The 21,096-nt window shown below is 72.2% G+C and carries 13 protein-coding genes; 10 read left to right on the top strand and 3 right to left on the bottom strand.

Annotation, left to right across the window (positions count from 1 at the left end):
* Positions 1-12 precede the first annotated feature (12 nt).
* The 5 genes from TTY48_RS04830 (at position 13) to TTY48_RS04810 (ending at position 13,462) form a co-directional block, all read left to right on the top strand.
* Positions 13-1,419, top strand: a complete 1,407-nt coding sequence (locus tag TTY48_RS04830; protein ID WP_220656425.1) for an NAD(P)H-hydrate dehydratase — start codon at positions 13-15, stop codon at positions 1,417-1,419.
* A 4-nt stretch (positions 1,420-1,423) separates the two neighbouring features.
* Positions 1,424-2,566, top strand: coding sequence for an alanine racemase (gene alr / locus TTY48_RS04825; protein WP_220656424.1), 1,143 nt, complete (start codon positions 1,424-1,426; stop codon positions 2,564-2,566).
* Positions 2,563-3,618 (top strand): alpha/beta fold hydrolase, encoded by a 1,056-nt coding sequence (locus tag TTY48_RS04820; RefSeq protein ID WP_220656423.1) that lies wholly within the window; start codon positions 2,563-2,565, stop codon positions 3,616-3,618. Before alr ends, TTY48_RS04820 begins: the two co-directional genes overlap by 4 nt.
* Positions 3,615-4,055: a tRNA (adenosine(37)-N6)-threonylcarbamoyltransferase complex ATPase subunit type 1 TsaE gene (gene tsaE / locus TTY48_RS04815; protein ID WP_220656422.1), complete on the top strand. Its 441-nt coding sequence runs from the start codon at positions 3,615-3,617 to the stop codon at positions 4,053-4,055. The genes TTY48_RS04820 and tsaE overlap by 4 nt, the downstream gene beginning before the upstream one ends.
* Before the next feature lie 182 nt (positions 4,056-4,237).
* Complete coding sequence (locus TTY48_RS04810; RefSeq protein ID WP_220656421.1) at positions 4,238-13,462, top strand: hypothetical protein; 9,225 nt, start codon at positions 4,238-4,240, stop codon at positions 13,460-13,462.
* A gap of 12 nt (positions 13,463-13,474) precedes the next feature.
* Here TTY48_RS04810 and TTY48_RS04805 read toward each other — a convergent pair whose 3' ends face one another.
* A complete protein-coding gene (locus TTY48_RS04805) occupies positions 13,475-14,104 on the bottom strand; it encodes a 4a-hydroxytetrahydrobiopterin dehydratase (protein WP_220656420.1) in 630 nt (209 codons plus the stop codon).
* Between the two features lie 140 nt (positions 14,105-14,244).
* On the opposite strand from TTY48_RS04805, the gene tsaB reads away from it, so the two are divergent.
* The 3 genes from tsaB to tsaD are packed head-to-tail and all read left to right on the top strand — an operon-like array spanning position 14,245 to position 16,308.
* Entirely contained in the window at positions 14,245-14,820 is a 576-nt protein-coding gene (gene tsaB, locus TTY48_RS04800; protein WP_220656419.1) for a tRNA (adenosine(37)-N6)-threonylcarbamoyltransferase complex dimerization subunit type 1 TsaB, read from the top strand.
* Positions 14,813-15,277 (top strand): ribosomal protein S18-alanine N-acetyltransferase, encoded by a 465-nt coding sequence (gene rimI, locus TTY48_RS04795; protein WP_220656418.1) that lies wholly within the window; start codon positions 14,813-14,815, stop codon positions 15,275-15,277. Before tsaB ends, rimI begins: the two co-directional genes overlap by 8 nt.
* Positions 15,274-16,308 carry a tRNA (adenosine(37)-N6)-threonylcarbamoyltransferase complex transferase subunit TsaD gene (tsaD, locus tag TTY48_RS04790; protein WP_220656417.1) on the top strand — a complete coding sequence of 345 codons (1,035 nt, stop codon included), beginning with the start codon at positions 15,274-15,276 and terminating at the stop codon, positions 16,306-16,308. Before rimI ends, tsaD begins: the two co-directional genes overlap by 4 nt.
* 4 nt (positions 16,309-16,312) lie before the next feature.
* Here tsaD and TTY48_RS04785 read toward each other — a convergent pair whose 3' ends face one another.
* Complete coding sequence (locus tag TTY48_RS04785; RefSeq protein ID WP_220656416.1) at positions 16,313-16,741, bottom strand: MarR family winged helix-turn-helix transcriptional regulator; 429 nt, start codon at positions 16,739-16,741, stop codon at positions 16,313-16,315.
* A gap of 103 nt (positions 16,742-16,844) precedes the next feature.
* On the opposite strand from TTY48_RS04785, the gene TTY48_RS04780 reads away from it, so the two are divergent.
* Positions 16,845-18,353 (top strand): MFS transporter, encoded by a 1,509-nt coding sequence (locus TTY48_RS04780; RefSeq protein ID WP_374758681.1) that lies wholly within the window; start codon positions 16,845-16,847, stop codon positions 18,351-18,353.
* Between the two features lie 47 nt (positions 18,354-18,400).
* A complete protein-coding gene (locus tag TTY48_RS04775) occupies positions 18,401-20,179 on the top strand; it encodes a DUF2339 domain-containing protein (protein WP_220656414.1) in 1,779 nt (592 codons plus the stop codon).
* Here the strand turns inward: TTY48_RS04775 and TTY48_RS04770 are convergent.
* Entirely contained in the window at positions 20,176-21,048 is an 873-nt protein-coding gene (locus TTY48_RS04770; protein WP_220656413.1) for an AraC family transcriptional regulator, read from the bottom strand. The genes TTY48_RS04775 and TTY48_RS04770 overlap by 4 nt on opposite strands.
* Positions 21,049-21,096: the final 48 nt, after the last annotated feature.

Here is a 21,096-nt window from a genome sequence, read left to right as displayed (position 1 = left end):
ACCGTGGCCCTCGTGCGGCACTACCACCTCCCCGACACGGTCCGCGACGCCGAGGCGCCCCTGCTCAGAACGCTGCCCGACGGTGCGCTCATGCGGCGCGCCGCGTACGGCCTGGCGCGGGTCTGCGCCGACGAACTCACCGACCGCACCGGTGGCGTCTCCGGCCGCCGGATCACGCTGCTGGTGGGCTCCGGCGACAACGGCGGCGACGCCCTCTTCGCCGGTGCGTACCTGCGCCGCCGCGGTGTCGCGGTCGAGGCGATCCTGCTCGATCCCGGGCGCGTCCACGACGCGGGAATGGCCGCCTTCCGGCGCGCCGGGGGCCGCGTGGTCACCGCACCGGGCCGCCCCGATCTGGTGATCGACGGCATCGTCGGGATCAGGGGCCGCGGTGCGCTGCGGCCCGAGGCGGCGCGCCTGGTCGAGGAGATCGATGCACCGGTCGTCGCGGCCGACACTCCGTCGGGCGTCGGCGTGGCCACCGGCGTGGTGCACGGCCCGGCCGTGACCGCCGCCGTGACCGTCGCCTTCGGGGCGCTCAAGCCCGTGCACGCCCTCGCGGCCGCACAGTGCGGACGGGTCGAGCTGATCGACATCGGCCTGCGGCCCGGCCCCGGTGAGCTGGTCTCCTTCGAGGACGCCGATGTCGCGGCCCGCTGGCCCGTCCCCGGCGCCCGGGACGACAAGTACACCCTGGGCGTGGTCGGCGTGCTCGCGGGCAGCGCCACCTACCCGGGGGCGGCGGTCCTCGCCACGGGCGCGGCGGTCCGCGCCACGTCCGGCATGGTCCGGTACGCCGGCACCGGCCGCGAGGCGGTGCTCGCCGCCTGGCCCGAGGTGGTCGCGACCGATGAGCCGTCGGATGCGGGCCGGGTACAGGCCTGGGCGGCCGGGCCCGGCATGGGCACCGACGGTGCCGCCGCGGACCGTCTGGCCGCCGTGCTCGGCCGGGACCTGCCGACGGTGCTCGACGCGGACGCGCTCACCCTGCTCGCCGAGCATCCCGGTCTGCTGGCCGATCGCACGGCACCCACGGTGCTCACCCCGCACGCGGGGGAGTTCGGCAGGCTGGCCGGGCCGGTGGGGAACGACCGGGTGGCCGCGGCCCGCGAGCTGGCGGCCTCCTTCGGGGTGACGGTGCTGCTCAAGGGGCATCGCACCGTGATCGCCGCTGCCGACGGCGCCGCGGTCGTCGACACCGCCGGATCGAGCTGGGCCGCCACCCCCGGGTCCGGGGACGTACTCACCGGCATCGTCGGCGCCCTGCTCGCCTCGGGGCTCGACCCGCTGGACGCCGCCGCGTGCGCAGCCCGGGTGCACAGCCTCGCCGCGGACCGCGCCGCCGACGGTGCGCCCACTCACGCCGCGGCGATCAGCGCCGCCCTCCCGCACGTCCTCGCGGCGATCCTGCGGGACTAGGCTGATGCCCGTCATGACCGAGATCCCCGGTCGGCTGGACCGACCCACCGCGCACATCGACCTGGGCGCCGTGACCCACAACGTGCAGGTCGTGGCGCAGCACGCGCCGACCGCCGAGGTGATGGCGGTGCTGAAAGCCGATGCCTACGGTCACGGCGCGCTGCCGGTGGCGCGGGCGGCGCTCGCCGGCGGTGCCACCGAACTCGGCGTCACCACGGTCGACGAGGCGCTCGCCCTGCGCGACGCCGGGATCACCGTCCCCATCCTGAGCTGGCTCAGCACTTCCGGCTACGAACGCGCGATCGCCGCGGATGTCCGGCTCGGGGTCAGTTCGCCGCGGCAGCTCGCCGAGGTCGTCGCGGCGGCGCGCAGCGTGGGCAGGCCCGCGGTGGTGCACGTCAAGGTCGACACCGGACTCAACCGCAACGGCGTCGCCCCGCACGAATGGGCCGCCACCCGCGACGCCCTGGTCGAGGCCGAGCGCGCGGGCACCGTCGAGCTGCAGGGCGTGTTCACCCACCTCGCGCACGGCGACGAGCCCGGGCATCCGTTCCTCGACGTGCAGCGCGACGCCCTGGCCGCGGCGGCCGCCGACGCCCGCGCGCACGGCCTGCGACCCACCCGGGTGCACGCCGCCAACTCGGCCGCGGCCCTGACCCGGCCCGATCTGCACTTCGACCTGGTGCGCCCGGGAATCGCGATCTACGGCGGAATCCCGGTGCCCGGCAGGGACTTCGGGCTACGTCAGGTGATGACCTTCGCTGCGCCGGTGATCCTGGTGAAGCCGCTCGCCGCGGGCGACGGTGTGAGCTACGGGCACACCTGGATCGCGCCGCGGGACACCGTTGTGGGGCTGATCCCGGCCGGGTACGCCGATGGCGTGTGGCGCCCGCTGAGCGGCCGGTTCGAGGTGGCGATCGGCGGCCGGCGGTTCCCCCAGGTGGGCCGGGTGTGCATGGACCAGTTCGTGATCGACCTCGGTCCCGACGGTGGCGGGGTGACCGAGGGCGATACCGCGGTGCTGTTCGGGGACGCACCCGGCGCCGCCCGCGCGTCCGACTGGGGCGAGCTGCTCGGCACCATCGACTACGAGGTGCTCACCGCCGTGCGCGGCCGGGTGGCCCGCGAGTACACGGGGGAGCGGTGAAGGCGTCCGGCGCCGGACGGCATCGCCCCGGCCCCGCGGTCCTCGCCGGTCTCGGCACGTCGGTCGCTGTCGCCACGCTGACGGGACTCGCCGCCGCCCGCCGCGCGCTCGGCGTGCGGGTCGACGACGACCCGATCAGCGCCGACGACCTCACCTTCCGGTCCGACCGGGAGACGATCGTCATGAGCTCCGACGGTGTGCCGCTGCACGTCCGCGAGGTCGGCCCGCGCGATGCCCCGATCACGGTGCTGTTCATCCACGGGTTCACGCTCCGGTCCGCGAGCTGGGTGCTGGTGCGCAACGCCCTGCAGAGGCGCTGGGGCGACGGGGTCCGGATGGTCTTCCCGGACTGCCGCGGGCACGGCGACTCGGGCTCGTGCACGCCCGAGCAGAGCACCGTCGCACTGCTGGGCGACGACATCGCCACCGTGATGGACGCCCTGGTGCCGACCGGCCCGGTGGTCCTGGTGGGGCACTCGATGGGCGGCATGGCGATCTGCGCGCTCGCCACCGGGCACCCGGACCTGATCGGTTCCCGGGTGGTGGGAGCGGCACTCCTGGGAACCGCCTCGCATGCGCTCACCGACTCCGGTCTGGCTGCCGCGCTGCGTAATCCGGTGCTCGACATGTTCCGCGCCGCGGTGCGGTTCCTGCCCTCGGTGGTGGGCCGCGGACGCGACGCGGTCAAACCGCTGGCCGAACCCTTCGTCACCGCCGGCGCCTACGGTCGCGGCGACCGCAGCGCCACCATGACCCACTTCTCGTCGACGATGAGCCTGTCGGCCCCGCTCGACACCACGGCTGGATTCATGGCCGCCCTGGAGAGCTACGACGAACAGGACGCGCTGCCCATCCTGCGCGACATCGCGACATCGGTGGTGTGCGGCGATCACGACTGGATGACCCCGCTGCGCAAGTCGAAGGCGATGGCCGAGGAGCTGGACACCGAGCTGATCGTGCTCGCGAACACCGGGCACATGCTGATCCTCGAGGCCGCCGACCGGGTGGCGCTCGCGGTGGCGGCGCTCGTCGACCGGGCGGTGCCGCGATGACCGGCGAAGAGCGGACGCTGCCCGAGGTGGAGGACACCGAGGCGCTGGGCCGGGAACTGGCGGCCGGCCTCGCCGCGGGCGATCTGGTGATCCTCGACGGTCCGCTCGGCGCCGGTAAGACGGCGCTGACCAGGGGGATCGCCGCCGGACTCGGCGTACAGGGCAGGGTCTCGAGCCCCACCTTCATCATCGCTCGCGAGCACCGTCCGGGTGCGCCGGGCAGGCCCGGTCTGGTGCACGTCGACGCCTACCGCCTGGGCGGGCTCGACGATCTGGACGCACTCGACCTCGATACCGACCTCGAGGACTGCGTCGTCGTCGTCGAGTGGGGCGAGGGTGTGGCCGAGCGCCTCACCGATCGGCACCTGATGGTGCGGCTGCGTCGTGCCGAGGGCACCGATGTGCGCACCGCGCAGTGGCGGTGGGTCGAGGCCTGAACCGCCTCGGTACCCGCGCCGAGGCAACCGTACGGCCAACGACGTATGACCTCTGAATGTCGCGTCGGGACAGTTTTGTCGCAGTTCACGTTTCCTGCGGTGATATGTCCTATTCGGGGCTGCAAAAATCGGAAGTATGGGTAAAGTCTATCTTCAAGTCTGTGTAGTAAAGGTTGCAGAAGATGACTAAGTCGCGGGCAGTAGTCGCAGGTGTCGCCGTCGTGGGTCTGATCACCGCAAGTGCGTGTGGGACCAACGGCGGGAATCAGAGCACGGCGGACGGTGATACGCGAAACGCGCCACCGACCGCGGCCACCGACCAGGCCGGCCCGGCGGCCGGTTCGGCGGCGACCGGTGCGGGCCAGGGCGGGAGTCCGGCCACGGCCGGCGCCACCGGGGTCGCGAACGGCGGGAACGGTGCGGGACCGCGCACCCCGGCCCCCGGCGGCAACGGCATCACCGAGGTGGTCCCGGGCTGCTACGTCAAGCGTCCCGTACAGCCCGGCATCAGCCCGATCCTCAGCCCGATGGAGATCGACTGCACCAGCCCCAAGGGCGACTACGACGGTGCGCTGGGCCCACGCGTCATCGGCATCGGTGCGATCAGTGCCGTGATCGACGGCCGCCCGGTGGATCCCGTCGGTCCCCGGATCGCGGACTACACCCTGATCGCGCGGGCGAACGCCATCGCAGCTCGCATCGCGGCCAACAGCGCCGCCGCCGACGCCGAGCGCGCCCGCGCTGCCGCGGATGCGGCCAACAAGAGCTCGGACGCCGCAGCGCAGAAGGCAGCCGACGCCGCCCGCCGTTTCCTCGATGCGGACAAGGCTGCGAAGGACGCGGAGGCCGCCGCCGAGAAGGCCGCTGCCGATCAGGCCGCTGCCGAGAAGAACGCGGCCGAGAAGGACGCCGCCGCGAAGAGCGCGGCGGACGATCTCGCCGCGGCCAAGGATGCCGCCGAGAAGGCCTCCGCCGCTGCCGAGAAGGCGGCCTCGGACAAGGCAGCGGCCGATAAGGAAGCAGCCGACAAGTCGGCGGCCGCGAAGGAGGCGGCGGACCGGCTTTCCGAGGCGCAGGCGGAATCCGAGAAGGCCTCCGCCGCAGCGGAGAAGGCTGCCGCCGACAAGGCCGCGGCACAGAAGGAAGCCGCCGATCGCGCCGCAGCGAAGGATGCCGCGGACCAGAAGGCCGCGGCCGATAAGGCCGCTGCGGACAAGTCCGCAGCGGATAAGGCGGCGGCGGATAAGGCCGCGGCCGATGCCGCCGCGGACCGCCAGCGCGCGGACGATGCCGAGAAGGCCGCCGCGGATAAGGCGGCCTCCGATAAGGCGGCGGCGGACAAGTCCGCGGCCGCGGCCGAGGAGGCGGCGAAGGCCGCCGAAGCGGCGCAGAACGATCCGAAGCACGAGGAGGCCGAGAAGGCCGCCGAGGCAGCCTCCGAGAAGGCAGCGGCGGATAAAGCCGCCGCAGATAAGTCCGCCGCCGAGCAGGCGGATGCGCAGAAGGCTGCGGATGCGGCCGAGAAGGCTGCCGCGGATAAGGCGGCCGACCAGAAGGCCGCCGACGATAAGGCCGCCGCCGACAAGGCCGTGGCGGATAAATCCGCGGCGGAGCAGGCGGATGCGCAGAAGGCTGCGGATGCGGCCGAGAAGGCTGCCGCGGATAAGGCGGCCGACCAGAAGACCGCCGACGATGCGGCAGCCGCGTCGAAGGACGCCGCCGACAAGGCCGCGGCGAACAGCGATGCCGCGACCAAGGCGCGCGAAGACGCGGACAAGGCGGCCGCGGACAAGGCCGCGGCCAGCACCGACGCCGCGGCGAAGGCCGATGCTGCGGAGGCTGCTGCACAGAAGTCCGCCGACGATGCGTCGGCGGCGCAGAAGGCGGCGTCGGACGCGGCGCAGGCGAGCGATCAGGCGGAGTCCGCCGCGAAGGCCGCCTCGGACAAGGCGGCCGCCGATAAGGCGGCGGCGGACCAGGCACAGGCGGATAAGTCCGCCGCCGACAATGCGAAGGCGCAGGCCGATAAGGACGCGGCCGAGAAGAACGCTGCCGCAGCAGATGCCGCGAGCAACTCGGCCGCTGCGGCGGTCACGGCGGACGCGACCGCGAAGGCGGCGGAGGAAGCCGCGGCGAGTAGTGCGGCGGCGGCGGATGCCGCGGCGCAGAAGGACGCCGCCGCGAAGGACGCGGCCGACAAGGCCTCCGATGCCTCCGCCGCGGCCGATAAGGCTCGGGCGGCGCAGGAGGCGTCGGAGAAGTCGGCTGCGGAGGCGGCGAAGGCCAGGTCCGATGCGGATGCGGCGGCGAAGGCGGCGTCGGATAAGGCTGCGGCGGATCGTGCGACGGCGGACGGCTCTGCGGCGGCGAAGGATTCGGCTGCCAAGGCGGCGGCGGATGCGGCGTCGGTGGCCTCGGATAAGGACGCCGCTTCGAAGGCCGCGGCGGATGCCGCCGCGGCGGCGAAGGACACGGCGGACAAGTCTGCCGCCGATCAGGCGGCCGCGGAGAAGGCGGCCGCTGACGCCGCGAAGATCGCGCAGGACCGCGATGCGGCGGCGAAGTCCGCCGCCGATGAGGCGGACCGCAAGCAGGCGGCCTCGGATAAGGCAGCCGCCGATCAAGCAGCTGCCGAGAAGGCCGCCGCGGACGCCGCCGGCAATCAGTCCCAGGCGGATGCCGCGGCGCAGGCGGCCTCGGACACGGCGAAGGCGGCCGCTGATAAGGCGGATCAGTCGGCCCAGGCGAAGACTGATGCGGATGCGGCCAAGGCCGCGGCCGACGATGCCGCCGCCGCCAAGACTGCGGCGGATGAGGCCGCGGCGCAGGCGGCCTCGGATGCCAAGGCGGCCGCAGACCAGGCGAACGCCGAGAAGGCGCAAGCGCAACAGGCCAAGGACGCCGCGGATAAGGCCGCTGCTGAGAAGGCCGCGGCCAGTTCGGACGCCGCGGACAAGGCGAGCGCAGCGGACGCCGCAGCGCAGAAGTCTGCGGCCGATGAGGCGGCGGCCCAGAAGTCCGCCGCCGATGCGGTGACGATTCGGGACCAGTCGGAGGCCTCGGCGAAGGCCGCCGCCGATAAGGCGACTGCTGATCAGGCAGCGGCGGAGAAGTCGCAGGCGGACAAGGCTTCCGCCGATGCCGCGAAGGCGGCTGCCGACAAGAACGCGGCGGAGACGGCGGCTGCGGCGGCAGCGGCGGCGAGCAACTCGGCCGCCGCGGCGGCGTCCGCGGAGTCTGCCGCGAAGGCCGCCGAACAGGCATCGGCGAGTAGTGCGGCGGCGGCGGATGCCGCGGCGCAGAAGGATGCCGCCGCCAAGGTGGCCGCGGACCGGGCGAGCGAGGCGGCAGCAGCCGCCGATAAGGCTCGGGCGGCGCAGGAGGCGTCGGAGAAGTCGGCTGCGGAGGCGGCGAAGGCCCGGTCCGATGCGGATGCGGCGGCGAAGGCGGCGTCGGATAAGGCTGCGGCGGATCGTGCGACGGCGGACGGCTCTGCGGCGGCGAAGGATTCGGCTGCCAAGGCGGCGGCGGATGCGGCACAGGCCGCGTCGGATAAAGCTGCTGCAGCACAGGCGGCCGCGGACCGGGCCGCGGCGGCGAAGGATGCCTCGGACAAGTCCGCTGCGGATGCCGAGAAGGCTCGGCAGGACGCCGCCGATGCGGCGCAGGCGGCCAAGGACCGCGAGGCCGCTGCTCAGGCCGCTGCGGATAACGCCGCGCGGCAACAGTCCGAGGCGGATGCCGCCGCCGCATCGCAAGCCGCGGCGGAGAAGACCGCGGCCGATGCGAAGCAGGCGGCCGATGACAAGGCCGCCGCCGCTCAGGCCGCGGGCGACAAGGAGAAGGCCGCCTCCGACAAGGCGGGCCAATCGGATCAGGCGAAGTCCGACGCGGATGCGGCGAAGGCCGCGGCGGACGAGGCCACTGCTGCGAAGACCGCCGCAGACCAGGCGGCGGCGCAGGCCGCTGCGGATGCCAAGGCCGCAGCGGACACGGCGAGCGCCGAGAAGGCCCAGGCGGAGCAGGCGAAGGCGGCGGCGGATAAGGCCGCTGCGGATAAGGCCGCGGCGAGCTCGGACGCCGCGGGCAAGGCGAGCGCAGCCGAGGCCGCAGCCCAGAAGTCGGCCTCCGATGCGGCAGCGCAGAAGTCGGCGGCAGACGGGGCAGCGGATCAGCGCGCGGCGGCGGATGCAGCGGCGAAGACCGCCGCCGACAACGCGGCATCGAGCCGCGCGGCCGCCGACAAATCGGCCGCCGACGAGGAGAACGCCAAGCGCGCGGCGGATCAGGCCGCGCAGACCAAGAGCGAGACCGAGGCAGCGGCGAAGACGGCCGCCGATAAGGCTGCAGCCGATAAGGCGACGGCCGATCAAGCGGCCGCAGACAGTGCGACCGCGCAGGCGACCTCCATCGCGGCCAACAAGGCGCTGGACGATGCGCAGACGGCAGCGAAGGCGGCATCCGATAAGGCCAGCGCGGATCAGGCCGCATCGGACGCGGCGAAGGCGCAGCAGGAGGCTCAGGCGCAGGTCGCGGCCATCGAGCAGGCGAAGGCCGCCGCCGCGGAGGCGGATGCGAAGGCCGCGGACGCGGCTAACGCCAGCAAGAAGGCCGACAGCGACGCCAAGGCGGCCCAGGATCTGGTGGACCAGCGCCAGAAGGAACTGGACGACGCCGAGAAGGGCCTCATCTACAACGCGCTCGACAAGATCCTGCTGCAGCGGATCAAGAAGGCGCAGTCCAACCTCGATGCGGCCAAGAAGGCGCAGGACCAGGCCGACGCCAATGCCGACGCCGCGAAGGCGGCCTCCGATAAGGCCGCGGCCAACCAGGCCGCGGCGGACAAGGACCGGCAGGCCGCGATCGCCGCGGAAGCCGGCGCGCGCGACGCCCTCGACAAGGCGAACAAGGCGAAGGATCAGGCTGATAAGGCCGCCGCCGATGCGGCCGACAAGTCCGCCGCCGCGGATAAGGCGGCGGACGCCTCCGCTGCGGCCGTGGGCAATGTCGACTACGACGACACCGCGGTGAAGGCGGCCAAGGACAAGGCCGCTGCGGCTAAGGACAAGGCGGACAAGTCCGCCGCCGATGCCGCGAAGAACCCGAACGACCCCGATGCGGCCGCCCGGGCCGCGGCGGACAAGGCAGCCGCGGATCAGGCCGCCGCCGATGCGACGAAGGCGGAGCGCGAGGCCATCGCCGAAGCCGCTGCTGCGGCGGATAAGGCTGCTGCGGATGCGGCGGCGAAGGCGAAGTCGGAGTCGGATGAGGCTGCGGCGGCGAAGGATGCGGCGGATAAGGCTGCTGCGGATGCTGCTGCGGCGCAGGAGCAGGCGGATGCTGCTGCGAAGGCGGCGTCGGAGAAGGCTGCTGCTGATAAGGCGGCGGCGGATGAGGCTGCGGCTGCGAAGGATGCTGCGGATAAGGCTGCGGCGGATGCTAAGGCGGCGCAGGAGCAGGCGGACGCTGCTGCGAAGGCGGCTGCGGATAAGGCTGCGGCGGATAAGTCGGCTGCGGATGAGGCGCGGGCTGCGGCGGATAAGGCTGCGGCGGAGGCGGATCAGGCGCAGCGGGCGGCGGATGCTGCGGCGGCTGATGTGGCCGGTAAGACGGATGTGGATGCTGCGGCGGCGCAGAAGGCGGCGGATACGAAGGCTGCGGCGGAGAAGGCTGCTGCGGAGCGTGATGCTGCGGAGAAGGATGCTGCGGCGAAGGCGGATGCGGCGTCGAAGGCTGCGGATCAGGCGGCGTCGGATCGGGCTGCGGCGGATAAGGCTGCGGCGGATAAGTCGGCGGCGGATCAGGCGGCTGCGGATGCGGCGAAGGCCAGTTCGGATGCGGATGCGGCGTCGAAGGCGGCGGCGGATCGGGCGGCGGATGCGAAGGCTGCTGCTGATAAGGCGGCGGCGGATAAGTCGGCTGCGGATAAGTCGGCGTCGGATGCGGCGCAGGCTGCGTCGGATGCTGCGGCTGCGCGGGATGCTGCGGAGAAGAAGGCTGCGGACGATAAGGCGGCGTCGGATCGGGCTGCGGCGGATAAGGCGTCGGCGGATAAGGATGCGGCGGATGCGGCGAGGGCTGCGGCGGATGCTGCTGCGGCGTCGGATGCGGCGTCGAAGAAGGCTGCCGACGATAAGGCTGCTGCGGATAAGTCGGCTGCGGATAAGGAAGCTGCGGATAAGGCGGCGGCGGATAAGGCCGCGGCTGATAAGTCGGCGGCGGATAAGGCGGCTGCGGACAAGGCGGCGGCGGATAAGGCCGCTGCGGATGCGGCGAGTACGAGCGATGAGGCTGCGAAGGCGCGTGATGCTGCTGCGGCTGCCGATAAGGAGGCGGCGGAGAAGGCGGCGGCGGATAAGGCTGCGGCGGATGCGGCGGCGAAGGCGAAGTCGGAGTCGGATGCGGCTGCGGCGGCGAAGGATGCGGCGGATAAGGCTGCTGCGGATGCTGCTGCGGCGCAGGAGCAGGCGGATGCTGCTGCGAAGGCGGCGTCGGAGAAGGCTGCTGCTGATAAGGCGGCGGCGGATGAGGCTGCGGCTGCGAAGGATGCTGCGGATAAGGCTGCGGCGGATGCTAAGGCGGCGCAGGAGCAGGCGGACGCTGCTGCGAAGGCGGCTGCGGATAAGGCTGCGGCGGATAAGTCGGCTGCGGATGAGGCGCGGGCTGCGGCGGATAAGGCTGCGGCGGAGGCGGATCAGGCGCAGCGGGCGGCGGATGCTGCGGCGGCTGATGTGGCCGGTAAGACGGATGTGGATGCTGCGGCGGCGCAGAAGGCGGCGGATACGAAGGCTGCGGCGGAGAAGGCTGCTGCGGAGCGTGATGCTGCGGAGAAGGATGCTGCGGCGAAGGCGGATGCGGCGTCGAAGGCTGCGGATCAGGCGGCGTCGGATCGGGCTGCGGCGGATAAGGCTGCGGCGGATAAGTCGGCGGCGGATCAGGCGGCTGCGGATGCGGCGAAGGCCAGTTCGGATGCGGATGCGGCGTCGAAGGCGGCGGCGGATCGGGCGGCGGATGCGAAGGCTGCTGCTGATAAGGCGGCGGCGGATAAGTCGGCTGCGGATAAGTCGGCGTCGGATGCGGCGCAGGCTGCGTCGGATGCTGCGGCTGCGCGGGATGCTGCGGAGAAGAAGGCTGCGGACGATAAGGCGGCGTCGGATCGGGCTGCGGCGGATAAGTCGGCTGCGGATAAGGATGCGGCGGATGCGGCGAGGGCTGCGGCGGATGCTGCTGCGGCGTCGGATGCGGCGTCGAAGAAGGCTGCCGACGATAAGGCTGCTGCGGATAAGTCGGCGGCGGATAAGGAAGCTGCGGATAAGGCGGCGGCGGATAAGGCCGCGGCTGATAAGTCGGCGGCGGATAAGGCGGCTGCGGACAAGGCGGCGGCGGATAAGGCCGCTGCGGATGCGGCGAGTACGAGCGATGAGGCTGCGAAGGCGCGTGATGCTGCTGCGGCTGCCGATAAGGAGGCGTCGGAGAAGGCTGCGGCGGATAAGGCTGCTGCGGATGCGGCGGCGAAGGCGAAGTCGGAGTCGGATGAGGCTGCGGCGGCGAAGGATGCGGCGGATAAGGCTGCGGCGGATGCTGCTGCGGCGCAGGAGCGGGCCGATGCCGCACGTAAGGACGCCGCCGATAAGGCCGACGCGGCCAAGGCTGCCTCGGATCAATCCGCCGCAGAGAAGGCCGCAGCCGATAAGGCGGCCTCGGACGCGGCGAAGGCCAGCTCCGATGCGGACGCGGCCTCGAAGGCCGCCGCGGACAAGGCGGCCGCTGATCAGGCTGCCGCCGACCGGGCCGCCGCCGATAAGTCGTCCGCTGATCAGGCCGCCGCCGATGCGGCGAAGGACGCCTCCGATAAGGCCGCAGCCGAGAAGGCTGCCGCGGACGCGTCCAAGGCGGCGTCCGATAAGGCGGCGGCGGACAAGGCCACTGCCGATAAGGCTGCGGAGGACCGCGCGGCGGCGGATAAGGCGGCCGCGGAGAAGGCCGACTCGGCCAAGAACGCCTCCGATAAGGCTGCCGCGGATAAGGCCGCAGCAGACCAAGCGGCATCGGACGCGAGCAAGATCGCCGACGAACGTAAGGCCGCCGATAAGGCCGCTGCGGACGCCGCCGATGAGGCCAAGGCCGCATCCGAGAAGGCCGCCGCCGATAAGGCGAAGGCCGACGAGTCCGAGCAGGCCCGCGACGCCGCTGAGAAGTCGGCCGCGGACAGCACTGCGGCACAGGATAAGGCCGCCGAGAAGGCGAAGGAAGCGCAGGACAAGGCGGCTGCCGACCAGGCGGCGGCGGACAAGTCGGCCGAGGCGCAGAAGGCGGCGGAGAAGTCGTCCGCCGATGCCGCTGAGGCGCAGAAGCAGGCGGACGCGGCCGCAGCGGACGCCACGCAGAAGGCGGCTGCCGACAAGGAAGCGGCGGACCGGTCCGCCGCAGCAGCCGACGAGGCGCGGGCCGCCAAGGACAAGGCGGACCAGGCGCTGGCCGACAGCTCGGCCGCCGCGGATCGCGCCGCGGAAGCGAAGGACGCCGCGGCTGCGAAGGAGGCCGCAGCGGCACAGCAGGCAGCGGCGGCGAAGGAGTCCGCGGATAAGGCGAACGCAGACAAGGCTGCGGCGGATAAGGCGGCTGCGGATTCGTCGGCGGCGGCGAAGGAAGCCGCTGATAAGGCGGCAGCGGCGGAGGCCGCGGTCGAGAAGGCGAACACGGATAAGGCTGCGGCGGATAAGGCGGCTGCGGATTCCTCAGCGGCGGCGAAGGAGGCTGCGGATAAGGCTGCGGCCGAGCGCGCCAATGCCGATAAGGAAGCCGCCGAGCACGCTGCCGCCGATAAGGCCGCCTCCGATGCCGCGCGGGACGCCGCTCAGGCCGATGCGGAGGCCAAGGCCGCCGCGGCCGATGCGGCCAAGGCCAAGGATGCCGCGGACAAGGCGGCCCAGGAGGCGTCGAAACCCCCGGTGGACCGCGACGGTGCGGAGCGCTCCGCTGCCGACCGTGCGGCCGCGGAGAAGGCCGCGGCCGATGCTGCCGACCGGGCCGCGGCTGCGGAGAAGGCGGCGAACGATGCGGCTCGGGCCGGCGGGGCGGACAAGCCCACGACACCCGCGGACAGCACGCAGCGAGAGGCGCCGACCAAGTCCGACACCGGCGGCAGCACCGACAAGGCTCACGACGCCACGACGGCCGACCCGAGTGTCGCCGATCCGCCCAAGTCGCCCACCGGCAGTTCGGGCGGAGTCACCCCGGGTGGAAGCAGCCCCGGCAAGGGCAGTGCCGATTCGAGCACCTCGGGCAGTGGTTCCACGAAGGCCGTCCCCAAGGACGACACCCCGGACGCCGATCCCTTCGACCACAAGGAGGAGCCGGCGCAACGGGACGATCTGCGGACCGCGGTCGTGGATACGACCGAGTGAGCAGGGCCCCGGTCAGTCCCGCCCGGTCACGGTGCAGATGCAGGCGTGATTGCCGTCGGGGTCCGCGAGCACCCAGAACGACGGTGCGTAGGCGTCGGTGACCAGGCGCCCGCCGGCCGCCAGCGCGGCGGCGATCCGCGGCTGCGCCTCGCGTGGATCGACCCACACGTCCAGGTGGAACCGCTGCCGCGGTGGGTCGTGCGGTTCGGTGCCCTGGAACCACAGCACGGCGTCGGCGTCATGCGCGCGGATCTCGAACTCCTCGTACTTCCCCTGCTTCGCCTCGAGCCGCAGTACGGCCGCCCAGAACGGCGCGATCACCGCTTGGTCCGCCGTGTCGAGGCCGAGCTCGACGACGGTGAGGGCCAGCGGCTCGGCGGGGACGGAGCGGGCGCGCGCCAGCTCTGAGTACCGCGCCGCGAGGGTGCGGTCCCGATCGGTGACCCGGCCCGCATCGTGGCTGTAGAGCAATACGTCCACGTGGCCGTAGGTGAGCGTGAGATCGGGATGGTGGTTCGCCTCCTCCGCCGCGGCGGCGAACTCGGTGACCAGGGCGAGGCCGGTGGCGAAATCGCCGGTGCGGAAGCGGGTGCGCAGGCCCCGCACGAGCGGAGCCCAATCGTCGAGGGATTCGTTGCTCATGTCCCCATCGTGCGCCCCTCCACTGACAGTGTCAGCCGGTCCAGCGAGACGAAGGTGGGCGCACCGTCGACCCGAACGAACCGGATGCCGCCCAGCTCACGGATTCGGGGCGGGCGGCCCCGAGGCGGTAACCTGCACCTATGTTCGTGCTCGCCCTCGATACCGCCACACCGGCGCTCACGGTGGGCATCGTCGACCTCGAATCCGGCCGGGTACTCGCTGAGCGCGGACAGACGCACTCCCGCGGTCACGCCGAGGTGCTCACCCCGTTCATCCTCGAATGCCTCGCCGAATCCGGGCTGCAGCGCTCCGATCTCGGCGCCGTGATCGTGGGCTGCGGCCCGGGACCGTTCACCGGACTCCGCGTCGGTATGGCCACCGGCGCCGCCTTCGGCGATGCGCTCGGCATCGAGGTGCACGGTGTGTGCAGCCTGGACGCGATCGCGCACGGGCATCCCGGCGATGTCCTCGTCGTGACCGACGCCCGCCGCAAGGAGGTCTACTGGGCCCGCTACCGCGACGGCGAACGCACGGAGGGGCCGGGCGTGATCAAGCCCGCCGAACTGGACGCTGCGGGTGCCACCGTGGTCGAGGGCTCGCCCACACCGCAGACCCTGGTGGCCGTGGGGCGCCACCTGATCGGCACCCCGCCGCAGCCCCTGGTGCCGCTGTACCTGCGCCGGCCCGACGCCGTGGAGATGGCCTCGCGTGGCTGACATCGTGATCGATGCGCTCCGCGCCGACGATGCCGAGCGCTGCGCCGACCTGGAGAAGATCCTGTTCCCCGGCGACAATCCCTGGCCCGCTTCGGCGTTCCGCTCCGAGGCGGATCACAAGGACGTCCGGTTCTACGCCGCTCGTGACGGCGGGGAACTGATCGGCTACGCCGGACTCGGCCTGCTGGGCAACACCTTCTTCCCCGAGTCCGAGGTGCACACCATCGGGGTCGATCCGCGGTACCAGGGCCGGGGCATCGGCTACGCCCTGCTGCGGCGACTGCTCGACGATGCCGACAAGCACGGCGGCGCCGTCTTCCTGGAGGTGCGCACTGACAACGACACCGCCCGAAACTTGTACGAGCGCAACGGATTCGTCACCGTCGGCACGCGGAAGAATTACTACCGGCCGTCCGGTGCCGATGCGTACACCATGAAGAGGGAGCCGATCCGATGATCGTGATGGGGATCGAGAGCTCGTGCGACGAGACCGGCGTGGGCATCGTCGATTGGGACGCCGGAACCCGCACCGCCACCCTGCTGGCCGACGAGGTGGCATCGTCGCAGGACGAGCACGCCCGATTCGGGGGAGTGGTGCCCGAGGTGGCCTCGCGCGCGCACCTGGAGGCCATCGTCCCGACGATGCGCCGCGCCCTCGCGACCGCCGGCGTCGAGCGCCCGGACGCGCTGGCCGTGACCATCGGCCCAGGGCTGGCCGGTGCGCTGCTGGTGGGTGTCGCCGCCGCGAAGGCCTACGCCGCGGCCTGGGACGTGCCCTTCTACGGCCTCAACCACCTGGGCGGACACGTCGCCGTCGACACCCTCGAACACGGGCCGATGCCGCCCTGCGTCGCGCTGCTCGTCTCCGGCGGGCACACGCATCTGCTGCACGTCACCGATCTGGGGGCCCCGATCACCGAGCTCGGCACCACCGTCGACGATGCCGCGGGGGAGGCCTTCGACAAGGTCGCGCGGCTGCTCGGCCTCGGCTACCCGGGCGGACCCGTGATCGACGAGCTGGCGCAGCGCGGTGACCCGAACGCGATTCGCTTCCCGCGCGCCATGACCCGGCAGCAGGATGCCCGCCACGACTTCTCGTTCAGCGGTCTCAAGACGGCGGTGGCCCGGCACGTGGAGGCCGAGAAGGCCGCGGGGCGCGCCCTGCAGGTCGAGGACATCGCCGCCTCTTTCCAGGAGGCCGTCGCGGACGTCCTCACCTTCAAGGCGATCCGTGCGGCGCAGGACACGGGCGTCGAGACGCTTGTGCTCGGCGGCGGCGCCACTGCGAACTCGCGTATCCGTTCGCTCGCTCAGGAGCGCTGCGACGCTGCGGGTTTCGAGCTGCGCGTGCCGAAACCGCGCCTGTGCACCGACAACGGCGTGATGATCGCGACCCTGGGTGCGCACGTGATCGATGCCGATCCCAGGCCGACGGACCTGCGCGCGGCCACCGATCCCGGCCTGTCGGTGCGCCGCAGCAAGGTGTAGCGGATCAGCCCCGCCCGCTCCGGGATTCGAGCGCCGCGTTGAGGGCGACCAGGCTGGAGATCAGGGATTCCCGATGCTCGGGGTCGAGGTCACCCAGGATGCTCGCGATACCCCGCAGCTTCACCTCGCGGTCGCGCTGGAAGGCCTCGTCGCCCGCCGGTGTGGCGCGGATCAGCCGGGGCCCCGCCTCGGCGGTCACCGATTCCAGCAGGCCGCGATCGATCGCGCGGTTCACCTGCCGGTTCACGGTGGACTGCTCCAACTCCATCGCCGTCGCGATCTCCTTGAGCGTCTGCGGGCCGTTGCAGTCGAGCAGGAGCAGCACGAGGTAGGCCGAGCGATCCAGGCGCAATTCCATCGACTTCGGCCGCGCACGCAGATGCTGCCCGAGTGTGTTGATCTCGCGCTCCAGGCGCCGCGCCGCGTCGTCCATATCAGCTCCGATTCTGCCCGCAGTCCGGATCGTCCGTGTTGCACGCCGCCCGTTCCGGGGCATATGGTTGCAGGCAACAACAATATGTATGTTACACACATGCATGTGGAATCGTCCGAAGGACTGCCCTGTGACCAGCAATGTTTCCGCCGCGGCCCAGTCCGCTGCGCCTGATTCCGGCGCTTCCCGCCGCAATCACCCCCTCGTGACCGTGATCATCCTGTGCTTCGGCGGCATGGTGGCCGCGCTCATGCAGTCGCTCGTGATCCCCATCCAGCCCGAACTGCCTCAGTTGCTGAACACCTCGTCGGCGAACGCCTCCTGGGTGATCACGGCGACCCTCCTCGCGGCCGCCGTCGCCATGCCCGTGGGCGGCCGGCTCGCCGACATGATCGGCAAACGCCCCGTCCTGATCCTCACCGCTGTGCTCCTGGTGGCTGGCTCGCTGGCGGCGGCACTGTCGGACGGTCTGCTCATGATGCTCGTCGGCCGCGTACTGCAGGGCCTGGCGATGGCCTTCATCCCGGTGGGCATCAGCATGATGCGCGAGGTGACCCCGCCGTCGATGACCGCCACCGCCGTGGCCGCGATGAGCGCCACCCTCGGCGTGGGCGGCGCCATCGGCCTGCCGCTCTCCGCCTGGATCGCGCAGACCTACGACTGGCACATGCTGTTCTGGGTCTCCACCGGCCTGGCGCTGCTCATCCTCGCGGCGGTGGTCTTCGTGCTGCCCAACGGCGCCCCCGGCGTGGGTGGCCGGATCGACGTGATCGGCACCCTCGGTCTGGCCGTGGGACTGGTCGGCACGCTCGTCGCCATCAGCAAGGGCAACGACTGGGGCTGGACCTCGGTCGGCACCCTCACCCTGGGGATCGGCGGCGTCCTGGTGCTGTTCGCCTGGGGCGCCTACGAACTGCGCCACGACGATCCGCTCGTCGACCTGCGCACCTCCGCCCGTCCGCGGGTGCTCATCACCAACATCGCGACCATCACCATCGGCTTCGGCATGATGGCGATGATGCTGGCGGTACCGCAGATCATGGAGTACCCCACCGCCACCGGATTCGGACTCGGTAAGTCGCTGCTCGAGGCCGGCCTGTGGATGATGCCGGGCGGCATCATGATGATGATCTTCGCGCCCGTCTCCAGCATCCTCATCCGCAAGATCGGGCCCACCTACACCCTGGCGATCGGCGCCCTGGTGGTCTCCTTCGGCTACGTGCTGGCGTACCTGATGATGGACGCCGCGTGGAAGCTGTCGTTGGCCAGCGTCGTCGGCACCGTGGGTGTCGCCATCGCCTACGCCGCGATGCCCACGATCATCATGTCGGCCGTGCCTCCGAACGAGACCGGTGCGGCGATCGGCCTCAACGCCCTGATGCGCTCGCTGGGCACCACCATCTGCTCCGCCGTCGCCGCGGCCATCATCTCGGCGAAGTCGGTCACCATGGCGGGCCATGTGATCCCCACCGCCGGCGCCTTCCAGACCATCTTCGTGGTGGCCGCCGTCGCCGCGCTGGTGGCCGCCGTCATCGCCGTCTTCATCCCGCGTGGCGATGCCGCCGACCAGGCGCAGGAGAAGGAGTTGGCGGGAAGTACCCCGCGCGACTGAGTAGTCGTACGCATCCGGCGGCGGGCCGGGTCCGGGATCGTTGAGGCATGACCGCAACCGACTCCCGGATCGCCCGGCTCGCCACCGAGCTCGATATCACCGTGCGCCGCCTGCAATGGATGCAGGTGGAGCTCGGCGAGATCGCCCGCGACCCGCGCGGCACCGTCGCCCCTGTTCCCGCACAGGTCCCGGCCCGGCCGCTCCCGGCGCCGCTGCCCGCTCCCCGGCCCGTGCCGCCCGCCCGGCCCATCATCGGTGTGTCCGGCCCCGTCTGGACGCCGGGCCCCGGTTCCGCGCCCGCGCCCGCGGCGACGCCGAGCGCGGCCTCGCCCTTCACCGTGGGGCGAGTGCTCGCCGGCGCCGGGGTCCTGGTGACGCTGGTGGGCGTCGCGCTCCTGCTCGTGCTCGCCGCCCAGGCCGGGCTGCTCGGCCCGGCCGTGCGCGTGGGCCTCGGCACCGCACTGGCCGCGGGACTGCTCGGCACCGCGCTCTGGCTGCACCGCCGCCCGGGCGGGACCGTGGGGGCCAGCGCCCTCGCCGCCACGGGTGTGGCCGCCGCCTACCTCGACACCGTGGCGATCACCGGTATCTACCACTGGGTGAATCCGGCCGTCGGCCTGGCGCTCTCGGGGCTCATCGCGCTCGGCGGGCTCTGGCTCGCGTCGCGGTGGAACTCGCAGTGGCTCGGTATAGCCGTCTTCGCACCGATCTATCCGCTGGCGCCGCCGCTCGCGGACTCCGGGTACCTCCTCGGCGGATTCACGGTGATCCTGGCGATCGCCTCGATCGGGGTGCGTCGCCCCGCGGATTGGCAATGGCTGCACCTGGTCCGCTCGGTGGGAACCTCCGGCACGCTCGCGGTGCTCGCCCTGGCCGCCGATTCGGCCGAGGCGCTCCCCGCCCTGGGTGCGGCCGTACTGGGCGCGACCGTGGGCCTGCTCGCCGCCGCCGATCCGCGTGCCCGTGACGGTCGCGCCCTGCCGCTCGTCGCCGGCGGCATGATCGCTGCTCTGCCCGTGCTCGTCGCGCTCCCCGGGGCGCCCGCGTGGGCCGCGGCCGGCGGGGTGGCCGCCCTCATCGCCGGCGCGGTGGCGATGGGTCTGCTGCCCGGCACCGTGATCGGGGTCCGCGCCGCGTGGTTCGGCACCGCCACGGTCGCCGCGCTGGCGGGGATCGCGGTCCTCGTGCCGACGGTGTGGATTCCCGCCGCGCTCCTGGGTGCGGGCACCGTGGCGCTCTCGGCCGGCGCGCGCGACCGGGTGGCCATGACGTGCGGATGCATTCTCGGTGGCATCGGAATCCTGCTCGGTGTAGGGACTTTCGGCGCCACCGTGCTCGCCACATCGTCCGAGACCGTGCGCTACGCGGGATCCGCCGGCGTCCTGGTCGCGTCCGCACTGGGTATCGCCTTCGGCGCCGTCCTGGTGTGGCGCGGATCGGGCGCGGTGCCCGCCGAACGGCGCACCGCCATCCTCATCGCCGGTGGCGCGATCATCCTCGGCTCCACCACCGTGCTGCTGGTCAACGCGGGCTGGGCCGTTGCCGGCCCGGCCGGCATGCGCTGGGGCCACGGCCTCGCCACCGTCACCTGGATGGCCGTCGGCGCCGCAGCCGTGCTCGTGCGCCGTCCGGGCACGGGCCCGGCGACCACCGTCGCCGGACTGGTGATGATCGGCGCGGCAGTCGCAAAGCTCTTCCTGTTCGACCTGGCCTCGCTCGACGGTGTGGTCCGGGTGATCGCCTTCCTCGTGGTGGGCGTGGCACTGCTGGCAGTGGGTGCGGTCTACGCCGCGCGCCCGGACCGGGCGGACGACGCGCCGCGCTAGCCGTCCACCCCTGTGCGCCAGCGACGCGGCGACGCGCCGTACCGCCGTGAGAAGGCCCGGCTGAAGCCCGCTTCCGACCCGTAGCCCACAGCGCGCCCGACCTCTCCGACCGGCAGATCGGATTCCCGCAGCAGCTCGGCCGCACGGTCCAGCCGCCGGTCGGTCACGTACGCCGCCGGTGCCACGCCGAGCAGCCGGGTGAACCTCGCCGCGAAGGCCGATCGGGACAGCATCGCGACCTCGGCGAGCTCCGCCACCGTCCACGGCCGGTCCGGATGCGCGTGCACAGCCGTCAGGGCCGGTCCGATGCTCGGATCCATCGCAGCGGTGAGCCAGCCCGGATTCGATTCGGAACCGGTTGCGGCCCAATGGCGGAGGGCGTGGATGAACAAGAGTTCCAGGATCCGGGACGACATCACATCCCCGCCGGGACGCGGGTTCTTCGCCTCATCGAGCAGCAGGTACAGGCTCAGCGGAAGCCATTGCGCGCCGGGGTCGTCGGCGGCGCAGCGGATCAGCGGGGGAAGGACGGACAGCACCGGGTCGGCCACGGCGGAGTCGACGTCGAATTCGCCTCGCACCCACTCGGTGGCTCCCGTGCCGTGGAGCAAGTGTTCGTCACCGCGGGCGAGCAGCACCATATCCGCCGGCGCGAGGGGGACATCGGCATCGCCCACCCGAACGGTGAGCCCGGCGGAGACGGCGAGATAGACCAACCGCCGGTCTGCGACGTGCTCGCTGAAGGGTCCCTCGGACACGTATCGTGCCGCGCGAACGCCGTACAGCCGCACCGATCGGAGGAGTTCCGACAGGGCATCAGGGCGGGAGACGTCTGGACGATCTGCAAAGAAATACGTCGATTCAGGCATGTTGTTTGACTGAACATCCTTCTACTCTGGGTCGTGCACAGCATAGTT

Origin of the sequence: Tsukamurella sp. TY48, assembly GCF_019656655.1 — a bacterium.
Lineage (GTDB): Bacteria > Actinomycetota > Actinomycetes > Mycobacteriales > Mycobacteriaceae > Tsukamurella > Tsukamurella strandjordii.
The sequence above is the reverse complement of the archived record's forward strand: the minus strand, read 5'-3'. Positions and strand labels throughout refer to the sequence as shown.

Coding starts and splice junctions, on each gene's coding strand:
- tsaB (WP_220656419.1), top strand. CDS start 14,245: ATGTTCGTGCTCGCCCTCGATACCGCCACACCGGCGCTCACGGTGGGC.
- tsaE (WP_220656422.1), top strand. CDS start 3,615: ATGACCGGCGAAGAGCGGACGCTGCCCGAGGTGGAGGACACCGAGGCG.
- TTY48_RS04810 (WP_220656421.1), top strand. CDS start 4,238: ATGACTAAGTCGCGGGCAGTAGTCGCAGGTGTCGCCGTCGTGGGTCTG.
- TTY48_RS04775 (WP_220656414.1), top strand. CDS start 18,401: ATGACCGCAACCGACTCCCGGATCGCCCGGCTCGCCACCGAGCTCGAT.
- tsaD (WP_220656417.1), top strand. CDS start 15,274: ATGATCGTGATGGGGATCGAGAGCTCGTGCGACGAGACCGGCGTGGGC.
- alr (WP_220656424.1), top strand. CDS start 1,424: ATGCCCGTCATGACCGAGATCCCCGGTCGGCTGGACCGACCCACCGCG.
- TTY48_RS04770 (WP_220656413.1), bottom strand. CDS start 21,048: ATGCCTGAATCGACGTATTTCTTTGCAGATCGTCCAGACGTCTCCCGC.
- TTY48_RS04805 (WP_220656420.1), bottom strand. CDS start 14,104: ATGAGCAACGAATCCCTCGACGATTGGGCTCCGCTCGTGCGGGGCCTG.
- TTY48_RS04785 (WP_220656416.1), bottom strand. CDS start 16,741: ATGGACGACGCGGCGCGGCGCCTGGAGCGCGAGATCAACACACTCGGG.
- TTY48_RS04780 (WP_374758681.1), top strand. CDS start 16,845: ATGTGGAATCGTCCGAAGGACTGCCCTGTGACCAGCAATGTTTCCGCC.